The sequence below is a fragment of the Flavilitoribacter nigricans DSM 23189 = NBRC 102662 genome (genome assembly GCF_002646595.1).
Lineage (GTDB): Bacteria > Bacteroidota > Bacteroidia > Chitinophagales > Saprospiraceae > Flavilitoribacter > Flavilitoribacter nigricans.
The window spans coordinates 196,378-209,651 of record NZ_PDUD01000002.1; the positions used below are offsets into that span (position 1 = coordinate 196,378).

The following is a 13,274-nucleotide window of genomic DNA, read 5'->3' on the forward strand; positions in this document are numbered from 1 at the left end:
ATAACGCATACCAATGAACTTTCGCAAAGCAACCGCAGCCGACCTCCCCGCTATCGTGGGTATGCTCGCCGATGATGAACTGGGCCGGCTCCGCGAAGATCTCCGGGATCCCCTCCCGGCAGCCTATACCGAAGCCTTCAACCGGATCGACCGTGACCCCAATCAGGAATTGACGGTGGTGGCGAACGAAACCGGAGCGCTCATCGGCACGCTGCAACTTACATTCATTCCCTATCTGACCTACCGGGGCGGCATCCGCGCCCAGATCGAAGCCGTGCGCATCCGGAAAGACCAGCGGGGGCAGGGCCTGGGCCGGGAGATGTTCCTCTGGGCGATCGAACGGGCCAAAAGCCGCGGGGCACATCTGCTGCAACTGACCACCGATAAGAACCGACCGGATGCGATCCGCTTTTACGAATCGCTGGGCTTCAAAGCCTCCCACGAGGGCATGAAGCTGCATTTTCCCTGAGAGACTGTTTGAAAAAATCTCACTGGGTTGCCCATACGGGCCCGTACCGGGGCAAAACGCGGCTTTTGCCCCCACTTTGCACCTATTTTTAACTCCGTAGCTGGGCTATGCAGTGAAAAATAGCTTTCAATTGACGGCAAAATCCAGGTTTTTCTCCGGCAGCAGAAGTTTTCAACCAGTCCCTGAGATCATTTCCGGGGGTGACTACCGTCATTGCCTGGTTGCGGATTTGTGCGGAATTTATAGGAGTTTCCTGCATTTCAAACACAAATCCTACACACATGAGCTCCCGGAAATCTTACGCCCTTTGTTTTGTATTACTGTTTTTGTGGCCCGCCTACGGCGCCGCCCAACTCATTCCTTACGAAGGCCTTAGCGGGGTCCGCCAGGACCTCTGGGAAGAAACTTCCTGGACCGGCGGGGACTCCCTCGAGATCACCTACAATGAAGCCCGGTTACCGGTAACCATTAAGGTCCTGACCTTCGATGAGGGAGAATGGCGAAATAGTGACCTGCTGCTCGCCGAATACAATGCCGAACAACAACCGGAAAAACTCCTTACTCAGGAATGGAATAATGAACAATGGGAAAATGCGGAGCAGGAGATCTACTATTACGGAACTTCCGAAAAGTATTACATCCAGACCTTCCAACGCTGGGAAGAGGGCCGATGGAACAGTATCCGGCGGGATACCCGGCGGTTCAACGATCAGGAGCTGCTCATCGAATGGGCCATCGAGGATGGTTACGACAATTACTGGAACAATAGTCGCCGTTATTCCTACAGTTACAATGAAAAAGGAAACCGGACGGAATACCGCTACGATCTCGGCATGGGGTCGGAATGGATGTATCTGCGGCAAACGCTGTACACCTACGACACCCTGGACCGCCTCATTCTGGAAACAACCTATGACCACAGCCCGGTTGAGCCGCGTTTGTCCATGCAGTCCGTCTACCAGTACGATGAACGGAATAACCAAACCCACGAGCTGAGTCAGCGTTGGGTGGAAGATCAGTGGCAGAACAGTCACCAGTATTTAACTTACTACGATACCCGAAATAATGAAACGCTGTATGTCTCGCAGAACTGGCTGGAAGCCCAATGGGAAAACAGCTACCTTTTCCGCTCCGGCTACGATGATCATGATAATCTGATCTTCCTGGAAAGTCAGGACTGGGCCATTTGGGACAGTACCTGGATCAACGATTTCCGGACCACTTTTGAATATAACGATGATAATTTACCGACCCTGAGATCCAGTTTCCTCTGGTATAATGACGTCTGGGAACCCTCCGAAAGGGTATATTATTATTACGAGATCGTCAATAAGGTGGCCGATAACCGCCTGGCCCGTATACCCGTTCGGGTTTATCCCAACCCTAATGACGGCCAGTTCACGCTCGAGCTGCCCGCCGGTGAAAGGGATAGTGGCCGGCTGACACTGCACGATGCATCCGGAAGATTGATCTACGCCGCACCGGTATCACCCGGACAGGACCAGATCCGGATCAAGCTCGTGGATGTACCGGACGGAGTCTATTACCTCCAACTAAAAACTACCCAGGAGATAGCTACCCGGCCGGTGATGATCCGCCGGTAACGGATTGATCGGGCACCGCCCGCAATTACTCAAAATGATGACCGCACACTCGTTTGCTTGGTCCGCAAATGGGGGCTGTTCCTACCTTTGTGACTACTTCTAAAGTATTTAAACATATTCCAAACGATTCCTGGCCGGTATTAGCTGAACGAAGCTAATACCGCCTTTTTTATTGCCGGCTACCTGATTGCCGGCCCGGTATTTTGGTAAATAATCGACTTCTTTTATCTTACAATTGTCGTACTAAAGTCTAACGTCCGGCGGACGGAATGGATTAAACTTTAATTTCTTACCTTAACTGGCCAATAACCTAAAACCTAGCAGAACGTGTCTACAAAAAGAGGAAACTGGAACAGTAAACTCGGCTTTATTCTCGCCGCGAGCGGTTCGGCGATCGGACTGGGGAACATCGTTTTCTTCAGTTCCAATGCCTATCAATACGGAGGCGGAGCCTTCTATCTTCCCTATTTTATCGCTTTATTCGTACTCGGCCTGCCCATTATGATGGTGGAATTCGGGATCGGTACGCTGACCGGGAAATCTTTTCCCCTGGCGTTGCGGGAACTCGCCGGCAAACGCGCCGAATTCGTCGGCTGGTGGAGTATCGGCAGCGCCATGTTCATCACGGCTTACTATATCGCCATCCTGGGCTGGGCCTTCGGCATGATGGTCGGAGCGTTCGGCAGTTTATTTGAGCCCGGGATCAGCGCGCCCTTTACGCCCTTTGAGACGCCCACGGACAGTCCCAGCGCCATGGTTTATTTCTTCAACCTGCTGGCTACCTGGTGGCCGGTACTCTTCATCTTCGTGATCTGGGGCCTGAATCTCCTGATCCTGCGCAAAGGGGCTTCTTCCATTGAAAAGGCCGTGCGGATCTTCGTCCCGCTGATGTGGGTATTCATGATCGGCCTGGTGATCCGGGGGTTGACCCTGGACGGTGGTTTCGACGGTGTTATGTACCTTTTCACGCCGGACTTTGAGGGGATCTCCGACGCCAGTGTCTGGCGGGGCGCCTTCAGCCAGATGTTCTTTTCCCTGTCTTTGGGATTAGGTACGATGACGGCTTACGCGTCCTATTTGCCCAGAGATGCCGATCAGGTCAACAACTCCATGCTGGTCTCTTTTTTGAATTGTAGTTTCGAATTCATTGCCGGTATCGCAATTTTTTCGCTCCTGTTTGTTTTTACGCTTAACCCGGCCGGTTCTACCTTGTCTTTATCCTTTTTTGTGATCCCCCAGGGCATCAACGAATTGTCCACCATCCCCTGGATCACAAGGCTGTTCGGCTTTCTATTCTTCTTCTTAATTGTCATCGCGGGTATTACGTCTTCCATTTCCCTGATCGAAGGCCCGGCTTCCGCCATGATGGACAAACTCAAGATCACCCGGAAGAAAGCGCTGACCATCGTGGCTATTCCCTGCGCTATTGGTTCGGTACTCTGTACCCTGCCGATCATCATTGATAAAGGGCTGGCCGGCAACGGTACGCTCGGGCTGAGCATTCTGGATATTACCGACCACTGGGTATTCAGCTACAGTCTGCTGATCGTCGGATTGGTAGAATCCCTGGCCATCGGATGGATCCTGGGGGCCGACAAACTGCGGATGGCCCTGAACCAGCATTCCAAATGGAACCTGGGTAAGTGGTTCAACACCCTGATCAAGTTCGTGATCCCCATCGTGTTACTTACAGTGATCCTGTCCAGCCTGTGGAATGAGCGTACTGGACTGTACGGAGCGAATGTCGATCTGGGCAGCTTCAACTGGCTGCCTTGGTTTATTCCCATCTTCTGGCTGGCCGTCAGCCTAAGCTTCTCCTTTTACCTCACTAACAAACCCTACAAGAAATGATCCGCATGCGTCTGATATATCTGTTGCTCATCCTGCTTATTGCCGGTAGCCCGGAGGCCCGGGCGTCCATCGAGGTATCGAACCATTCGCCGGAAGTAGGGGAAACGATTACCCTCACCTTCAGCGCCCCCGTGGACTCCCTGACGGTGACCTACCGTCCGAATTCCAGTGTATCCAAGACCGAAGTGCTGGTCAATAACCCACCCGCTACCAGTATGGAGTGGGCTTCCAAAGAACCCGGACTGGTCTCCCTGTCCTATCTGGATCGCTCGGGAGGGGACGCCCAAAGCGTACGCCAGGATCTGTCGATCCGATTTGAGGGGCTTTCCGGATCGGGGCTCGCGGTGATGTTGTTTGCCGGTATCATCCTGTTCGGCGGGGCGACGATGGCTTTCCGTACCCTGTTTCAGGAACAGGACGAAGGGCGCCCGGAGGTTTTTGATCCGGAGGAAATGCCGGACACCTAGCCGATCCTGGGGGAGGATGATTTCAGGATAGGTTCTTCAGCAACATATTTTTCGGATTAACTTGGGATTTTTGCCGGAACAAGCGACCTTTGCGGCTTACTCAAATCCAAGTACGATGATCCTTTTCTTTGGAAGTCCTTCCGATACTGTTTTTGCCGTTCAGGTAGATTCCTCACTCTCCGCCGAAAACATCGCCAAACTGAGATGGCTGTTCGGCGGTCGGGACCGCATCGATAGCGAGCGGGTCGACGGCCAGTTTGTCGGTCCGCGGGCAGCGATGATCACTCCCTGGAGTACCAATGCTGTGGAGATCACCCAGAATATGGCCATCGACGGTATCCGTCGGATCGAAAGATTTGCGCCTTTTTCCGCCGAAAAAGGATTTGATCCGATGCTGTCCCAAAAGTACGCCGGACTGCACCAGGAGATCTTCAGGATCGATATCAAACCGGAACCGATCCGTTCCATCGAAGATATCGCCGCCTACAACGAGACCGAAGGACTCGCCCTGAGCGAAGAAGAGATCGCCTATTTGGAAGAGGTAGCGCAGCGGATCGGGCGCAAACTGACCGATTCGGAGGTTTTCGGTTTCTCCCAGATCAACAGTGAACACTGCCGGCACAAGATCTTCAACGGTACCTTCGTGATCGACGGGGCAGAAATGCCGCATTCGCTCTTCAGCCTGATCAAAAAGACCTCCAAGGCGCATCCCAATTCCATTGTTTCCGCCTACAAGGATAATGTGGCGTTCCTGAAAGGCCCCAAGGTGCGGCAGTTCACGCCCAAAACCGGGGACAAGCCCGATTATTACGAACGAAAAGATATGGATTCGGTCGTTTCCCTAAAAGCGGAAACGCACAACTTCCCCACCACCGTGGAACCCTTCAACGGGGCCGCTACCGGATCGGGTGGTGAGATCCGGGACCGGATGGCCGGTGGGAAAGGATCGCTACCGCTGGCCGGTACCGCCGTCTATATGACTTCCTACTCCCGGCTCCGGGAGGATCGCCCCTGGGAAAAAGCCATGCCCGCCCGGCCCTGGCTCTACCAGACGCCTATGGATATCCTCATCAAAGCTTCCAACGGGGCTTCTGATTTCGGTAATAAATTCGGTCAGCCGCTGATCGCCGGTTCCCTGCTGACCTTCGAACACGAAGAACACGCCCGTAAACTGGGTTTCGATAAAGTGATCATGCTGGCCGGCGGGGTCGGTTCCGGTAAAGAATCACAGGCCCTGAAAGATGCTCCCCAACCGGGCGACAAGATCGTGCTGCTCGGCGGGGATAACTACCGCATCGGTATGGGTGGCGCGGCGGTATCTTCCGCGGACACCGGAGCGTTCAGCTCGGGCATCGAACTGAATGCCGTACAACGTTCCAATCCGGAAATGCAAAAACGGGTAGCCAATACCATCCGCGCGCTGGTAGACAGCGGGAAAAATCCCATCGTCGCCATCCACGACCACGGAGCGGGCGGGCACCTCAACTGCTTTTCCGAACTCGTGGAGGAAACCGGCGGTAAGATCGACATCGACCAACTCCCGGTCGGCGACCCTACCCTCTCCATGAAAGAGATCATCGGCAACGAATCACAGGAGCGAATGGGGCTGATCGTTTCCCCGGAAGACCTGGATATGCTCCGCGCCATTGCCGAGCGCGAGCGGGCTCCCATGTACGTGGTAGGTGAGGTGACCGGCGACAGCCGCTTTGTTTTTGAATCCAGCAGTACCGGCGAAAAACCGATGGATCTGGCGCTGGAAGATATGTTCGGCAGTTCTCCGAAGACCATCATGGATGACCAGATGGTGGACCGTCAATACGAAGACATCGAATACGAGATCGATAAGGTCCAGGATTATCTGGAAGCCGTACTGCGCCTCGAAGCAGTAGCCTGTAAAGACTGGCTCACCAATAAAGTGGACCGCTGCGTAGGTGGCCTGGTAGCTAAACAACAGTGCACGGGGCCGCTCCAGCTACCGCTCAATGATGTGGGCGTGATGGCGCTGGGTTTTGATACGACCTACGGAGTAGCTACCTCCATCGGGCACGCTCCGGTGAATGCCCTCATCGATCCGGCTGCGGGTTCCCGCAATGCGGTGGCCGAAGCACTGACCAATCTGGTTTGGGCCCCGCTCGAAGAAGGCATTAAATCCGTTTCGCTTTCTGCCAACTGGATGTGGCCCTGCCGCAACGAAGGAGAAGATGCCCGGCTGTACCAGGCCGTAGAGGCGGCTTCCGAATTCTGTATTGCCCTCGGTGTCAATATCCCCACCGGAAAGGACTCACTGTCCATGAAACAAAAATATCCCAAAGACGAGGTGCTGGCTCCGGGTACGGTGATCATTTCCTCCGTTGGGGTTTGCGATGATATCCGATCCATCGTCGAACCGGTATTTCAGCGGGGAGGCGGTTCTATTTATTACGTCAATCTTTCCGTTGATCATTTCAAACTGGGTGGTTCTTCCTTCGCCCAGGTCAATAATAAAATTGGCTCGGAAGCGCCGGACGTTACCGATCCGGAAAAGTTTGCCGCTACCTTCAACGCCATTCAGCAGCTCATCCACGAAGGTAAGATCCTGGCTGGGCACGATGTATCCGCCGGTGGTCTGATCACGACCCTGCTCGAAATGTGCTTCGCCGATAAAGACCTGGCTGCGGATATCGATCTGAGTGGACTAAGTGAAGCCGATACCATTAAGCTTCTATTCTCGGAAAATTCCGGTCTTGTCTTTCAGTTGAAGGACGACTCCCTGGCTCCCGAGCTGGCTACGCTCCTGCCCATTACCTGCTTCTGCATTGGCCAGGTGAGGGAAGGCAACAGTCTAACGGTTCTTAACGGAGATGAAACCCATAATTTCGACATCCCGGCCCTGCGGGATATCTGGTACGAGACCTCCTGGCTGCTGGATCAGAAACAAACGGCCAACGGCCTCGCCGACGAACGTTATAAGAACTACAAAGACCAGCCGCTTCGCTACCAATTCCCGGAAGGTTTCAACGGTACCATGCCCGCCGCCGTTCCGGCCGGCAAACGTCCGAAAGCCGCCGTACTGCGGGAAAAGGGCAGTAATTCCGAACGGGAACTGGCCCACGCGATGTACCTGGCCGGCTTTGATGTACGCGACGTACACATGACGGATCTCATTTCCGGTCGGGAAACGCTGGAAGATATCCAGTTTCTCGGTGCGGTGGGTGGATTTTCCAATTCGGATGTACTGGGCTCCGCCAAAGGCTGGGCCGGGGCGTTCCTCTACAACGAAAAGGCTCGCAAAGCGCTCGAGAATTTTTACGCCCGCGAGGACGTGCTTTCCGTCGGCATCTGTAACGGCTGTCAACTATTGGTAGAACTGGGACTCATTAATCCCGCACACCAGCAGAAGCCGCACATGGATTACAATGAATCCCACAAACACGAAAGCGGCTTCACCTCGGTGGAGATCCAGGAAAATAATTCGGTAATGTTGTCCAGCCTGAGCGGTAGCAAACTCGGGGTCTGGATCAGTCATGGAGAAGGTAAATTCGATCTGCCACTGGGAGAAGATCAGTATAATATCGTGGCCAAATACGGCTACGAAGGATATCCGGCCAATCCGAACGGCAGTGATTACAATACCGCTATGATGGCCAGTGCGGACGGACGGCACCTGGTGCTGATGCCGCATATCGAACGTTCCATCTTCCCCTGGAACTGGGCCAACTACCCGAAAGATCGTACGGATGAGATCTCTCCCTGGATACAGGCATTTGTAAATGCCCGGGAGTGGCTGGAAAAGAGATAAAAATGGAGCACGGTGAGTAATGAACGCCATGTTCTTTAACTCCATATTCCGTCACTCTTTATACCTGGTTTCTCGGAAGCTATCCGAAAATAGTACAGCGGTTGCGCGCCTCGCAAACCGGTATACATTTTCTGTACAGTTTCTCAACTCGACTTTAGCATTTAATGCTGGGTCCAGCAAATAGAATAGGGAACGGACATTCTGGATTAATACCCGGCCAAGGCATCGCCCTGGAAATAAAATGGGATTTCTCCATCAAATGAGACGGCGAATTCAAAGAGCGATTTTAAGACATCCGGTTTACGAGTGTACGTTTTAAAATTAGTTCACTGAAAATGCTAAGAGACTGTTTGAAAACTTCTGCTGTCGGAGAAAAACCCGGATTTTGCCGTCAATTGAAAGCTATTTTTCACTGCATAGCCCAGCTACGGAGTTAAAAATAGGTGCAAAGTGGCGGTAAAAGCCGCGTTTTGCCCGGTACGGGCCCGTATGGGCAACCCAGTGAGAGGTTTTCAAACAGTCTCTAAAGTCGAGCTCAGGTAACGGCCTGTAAAACCACCGCCAAATGACCACTGCAAAACAACCCACCGAAATAAAAGACCTGCCAACGCCCAAAGGCCATTTGCTGCTGGGGCATTTGCCCGAATTTCACAAAACGGCCAATAAACACCAGGTGCTGGAGCGCTGGGTGGAAGAATGCGGTGAATTGTACCGCATCCATTTTGCAGGTATGAAGCTGATCGTTTCGGCCAATCCTCAGCTCAATCATAAGGTGCTCAAATTGCGGCCCGAAAAATTCAGGCGCTTATCCAAGATGGCGGAGATCATCGAAGAAATGGGGGTACTCAGTGTGTTTAATGCCGAAGGTGAGACCTGGAGACGTCATCGTATCCCGATTGCCCGGGCCCTGAATGCCCGCCGGATCCGGACCTTCCATCCGGTATTACGGGCGAAAACCGGGAGTATTCTGAAAAAACTAAGCGACCGCGCCGCTACGGGAGAAAAGGTTGCCGTCCAGGAGGAATTCATGCTGTTTACCATTGACGTTACTACCTCCATTGCTTTCGGCTACGAAATGGATATGATCAATCAACAGCAAGATGAATTTCAGGATCACCTGAAAACCATTTTCCCGATGATCAACGAGCGGATCTCGGCTCCTCTCCCAGTCTGGCGGGTCTTCAAGCAGGAGAAGGACCGAAAACTGGAAACTTCGCTTAAGGTCATCGAAGGCATCGTACATCGTTTCATAAACGAGGCGCGGGAGCGGATCAAAAAGCAGCCCGAACTGCGGGAAAACCCAACCAATCTATTGGAGAGTCTGCTGGTGGATAAAGAAGCCCACAATTTCAGTGATAAGGATATCTACAGCAATGTGTTCACCATGCTGCTGGCCGGAGAAGACACTACGTCCAATTCCATTTCCTGGGCGGTGTTTTACTTGGCGCAACATCCGGATCTGGTCCGGAAGATCCGGGAGGAAGCCATTGCGGTTTACAATGGAGAAGATGTGGCCCCCAGTCAGGAACATCTGTCCCGGCTGGTATATACCCATGCCGTGGTGCAGGAAGCCCTGCGGATAAAACCTACTTCTCCCCAGCTCTATCTGGAATCCAACGAAGAGGTTGTGCTCGAAAATCTGCGCATTCCCAAAAATACCCGGATCATTCTCCAGAACAAAGTGGCCCAGACCGAAGCGCAATACTTCACCCGGCCCCACGAATTCCTTCCGGAAAGGTGGCTCGAATCCGAATGCCCCGTCCACCAAAATCACTCGCCCGATCTGGTGAAGACCTTTGGCGCGGGACCCCGCTTCTGCCCCGGGAAGTACCTGGCCATCAACGAAATGCTCATTTTACTCTCGGCCCTCTGCAAGCAGTTTGACTTCCGCCTGGCCGTTGACCCACAGGAGGTGAACGAGCAGTTTGAGTTTACGATGTATCCGGAAAACCTGTGGATCGAATTTACGCCGGTGGGAAATGATGTTCCATCAGCGGTATAAAAACCGGCGCAGCGTCTGCGTGTAACCGTCCGGCTGGTTGAGGTACGGGAAGTGGCCCTGCCCCGCAAAAGAAAATACGGCGGCTTCCGGATAAAGGAATTGCAACTCGCTCCGCAATTCCGGCGTGATCAGCGGATCATTATCGGATTCAATGATGAGCTTTGGTACATCCACGTGGACGATATTATATTTCGGCTCAAAGTAATCCATGACCACATCCATCCGGCCGATGAATTGCTGCTTGCTCATATAACCGGAATACTGCTCGTGCAAATAAGCTTCCACCAGCGCACTGTTGCCCGAAGCGGGAACCACCACCTGACTCACATTTTCCTTAAACTTGCGCATGAGATACCACTCCGGCAGAAAGGGCACCGTACGGCGCATTCCGGCATTCTTTTCGGCGATGTAATGGTTGGGCGGAAAGGTATTGCCCAGCACCAGTCGATTGAGCCGGTCGGGATGCGTGAGCAGGAAATACTGGGCAATGTATCCGCCCATGGAAGTACCGACCATACTCGACTTATCGATCCCTTCCGCATCCAGGATGGCCAGGATACCGGCCACCGCCTCTTCTACCGAATGGACTTCCGGCAAGGTAATGCTGATGATCTGAAAATCGTACTTCAGGTTTTCGATCTGCTGCCACCAGATGTCGTAGGCGCCGCCCATGCCGTGCAGGAAAACCAGTTTCCGGTCGCCTTTACCGGTAAGTAGGTAGGTCCAGTCGACACCCTCTATTTCCAATTCCTTGACGGGGATTTCCCGAAATTGAGCGAGCAACTGGGGGGTACCGGGGTCTTCATCGTACAATTCGGAAAAGGTCTGTTTCTGGACGGGAATCAGGTAAATGATCAGTCCGATTAGTAGGAGGGCAATTAGGGCGTAATGGTATTTTTTCATACGAGTATTGGTGGATTTTGCCGACCGGAGGTCGGCAATACGTGGATTGGTGGGTTTTGCCAGATTTTCGCCGACCGGAGGTCGGCGTTACGTGCGTTTGTGGGTTTTCGCCGATCGGAGGTTGGCGTTACGAGATCACGTATCCGCCGTCCGCTGTAAATACGCCACCGGTGGAATAGGATGCGGCGTCGGATGCCAGAAACAGGGCCAGGCCCACCATTTCGTCCGGTTGGGCCATTCGCCCCGCCGGGATGTGCCGTTCGTACTGGCCCAGCATTTTTTCGTTGTTCCAGAGGGCGGCGCTAAATTTGGTCTGCACCAATCCCGGACAGATCACATTGGAACGAATACCGTCACCGCCCCATTCCCGGGCCTGATTCTGGGTCAGCATGATCAGTGCAGCTTTACTCACGCTGTATACGCCCAGACCAAAACCCGGCTTTAGTCCCTCCACGGAAGAAATATTCACCACGGAGCCGCCCTGTTTTTTCAGGTGGGGATAGCAGAGATTGGTCAGCAGCATACAGGCTTTCACATTTACGTCCATGATCTTGTCGAAAACTTCTCCCGTCACCTCCGCCAGGGGGCCGTACACCGGGTTGATCGCGGCATTGTTGATCAGGATATCGATCCGACCGTAAGTAGCCACCGTCTTTTCTACCAACTGGCTTCTTTGCGCCTCATCTCCCACATGGCAGGCAATGCCGGTGGCCATTCCGCCCGTAGCTTTGATCTCATCGGCCACCTCATCCACGGCTTCCTGTTTACGGCTGGATACGACTACTTTGGCGCCGAACTCGGCCAGTCCTTTGGCAATCGCCGCTCCGATGCCTTTACTGGCTCCGGTCACAATGGCTACCTTATCGGTGAGGTCAAATTGGTTGTGTATTTTTTGATTCATGGTGTTGATGATCTGATTGTCTGATGATTTGATAATGTGATGATCATTTGCTTAAGTGCGGATGTAAATAATTTACCTACAGATCATCGATCCGGTCCTTTTGAATGGCCTGCCAGGCGGTATCGCAAAGCAATTTTGCAAATTGATCCAAATGAGCGAAACGCGGGTCCTGGGTATATCCTTTTTGGTAGCGATAAAAGATCTGCTGTACGATCACCGCAATTTTAAATAATCCGTAAACATAGTAGAAGGTCAGATGACGAACCGGGCGTCCACTTAAACGGGCGTAGGCCTCAACGATCTCCGTCCGGCTGGGATTTCCCGGCGCGGTGGTCGGAGATAAGGATACGGCCTGCATGGCCTCCGGATCCTCTCCGGTCACCCAATAACCCAGCGAAGTACCCAGATCCATGAGCGGATCGCCTAAGGTACACATTTCCCAGTCTAAAATGGCCCGGATCTCCGTCCAGCTATCGTCCGCAAAAACTACATTATCGTATTTATAGTCATTGTGGATCAGGCTGAAATCATAGGTTTTGGGCTGGTGTTCTTCCATCCAGGCCATCACCTTTTCGGCGCTGGGCACCTCGGCCGTCGCCGCTCGCAGATATTGTTTACTCCAGTTGCGCACCTGGCGTTCAACATAACCTTCCGGACGGCCCAGTTCCCCTAATCCAGCCTGTTCGTAATCCAACTGGTGCAATTCAATAAAAGTATCCAGCCAGCTTTGGGAAATGACGCCAAAATCAGATGGAGATAGCTCCCGTTTTTTCACCTCCTTCCCGGTTAAAATGATGCCCTCTACCTTTTCCATCAGATAGAATGGCGCACCCAACACCTCCGGGTCTTCCGTATAAGCGTATGTTTTCGGCACTTTCGGAAAATGAGGATATAAATGGGATAACACCCGGTATTCCCGGCCCATATCGTGTCCCCTTTTGATGGCTCCGTGCGGTGGTCGTCGGAGGACCAGTTCCCGGTCTTCGATCTTTAGCAGGTACGTAAGGTTGGAAAAGCCGCCGGCGAATTGGACGGCTTCCAGCGGACTGTTGGTGTCCTGGATCAGGCACTGCTCCTGTAGGTACTGCTTTAGCCGGTCTACGGGCAGTTCTTCTCCGGGAAGTATGGTTCGGGTATCTGGCATGCGGTGCTAATCGGTTGAACGGCTAATATCGGCAATTTTTCCATGAGGCGAAAATGACCGGGGAAAACCGAATGCCAGAGCGGGCGGTAATTTTTTGGAAATTTACAGGAACGTCTGAAAAGTTAATATCTTAGCTCTTTCACTACTCACTAGTT

The 13,274-nt window shown here is 53.0% G+C and carries 9 protein-coding genes; 6 read left to right on the forward strand and 3 right to left on the reverse strand.

All coding sequences use genetic code 11. From position 1 onward, the window contains the following. Positions 1–13 precede the first annotated feature (13 nt). The 6 genes from CRP01_RS02555 (at position 14) to CRP01_RS02585 (ending at position 10,171) form a co-directional block, all read left to right on the forward strand. Complete coding sequence (locus tag CRP01_RS02555; RefSeq protein WP_099148424.1) at positions 14–469, forward strand: GNAT family N-acetyltransferase; 456 nt, start codon at positions 14–16, stop codon at positions 467–469. Between the two features lie 281 nt (positions 470–750). After that, the gene (locus CRP01_RS02565; RefSeq protein ID WP_099148426.1) at positions 751–2,073 is read left to right on the forward strand and encodes a T9SS type A sorting domain-containing protein; all 1,323 of its coding nucleotides are present in this window, start codon (positions 751–753) and stop codon (positions 2,071–2,073) included. A 327-nt stretch (positions 2,074–2,400) separates the two neighbouring features. Beyond that, positions 2,401–3,924 (forward strand): sodium-dependent transporter, encoded by a 1,524-nt coding sequence (locus tag CRP01_RS02570; RefSeq protein WP_099148427.1) that lies wholly within the window; start codon positions 2,401–2,403, stop codon positions 3,922–3,924. Between the two features lie 5 nt (positions 3,925–3,929). Further along, on the forward strand, positions 3,930–4,391 hold the full coding sequence (locus CRP01_RS02575) for a hypothetical protein (RefSeq protein WP_143473236.1): 462 nt from the start codon (positions 3,930–3,932) through the stop codon (positions 4,389–4,391). 115 nt (positions 4,392–4,506) lie between these two features. Then, entirely contained in the window at positions 4,507–8,169 is a 3,663-nt protein-coding gene (gene purL, locus CRP01_RS02580; RefSeq protein WP_099148429.1) for a phosphoribosylformylglycinamidine synthase, read from the forward strand. A gap of 565 nt (positions 8,170–8,734) precedes the next feature. Beyond that, positions 8,735–10,171, forward strand: coding sequence for a cytochrome P450 (locus tag CRP01_RS02585; protein WP_099148430.1), 1,437 nt, complete (start codon positions 8,735–8,737; stop codon positions 10,169–10,171). Here CRP01_RS02585 and CRP01_RS02590 read toward each other — a convergent pair. From CRP01_RS02590 to CRP01_RS02600, 3 genes are all read right to left on the reverse strand, one after another. Beyond that, complete coding sequence (locus tag CRP01_RS02590; RefSeq protein ID WP_099148431.1) at positions 10,160–11,074, reverse strand: alpha/beta fold hydrolase; 915 nt, start codon at positions 11,072–11,074, stop codon at positions 10,160–10,162. The genes CRP01_RS02585 and CRP01_RS02590 overlap by 12 nt on opposite strands. Positions 11,075–11,201: 127 nt before the next feature. Continuing rightward, a complete protein-coding gene (locus CRP01_RS02595; RefSeq protein WP_099148432.1) occupies positions 11,202–11,975 on the reverse strand; it encodes an SDR family NAD(P)-dependent oxidoreductase in 774 nt (257 codons plus the stop codon). A 76-nt stretch (positions 11,976–12,051) separates the two neighbouring features. Then, complete coding sequence (locus CRP01_RS02600) at positions 12,052–13,119, reverse strand: phosphotransferase family protein (RefSeq protein WP_099148433.1); 1,068 nt, start codon at positions 13,117–13,119, stop codon at positions 12,052–12,054. Positions 13,120–13,274: the final 155 nt, after the last annotated feature.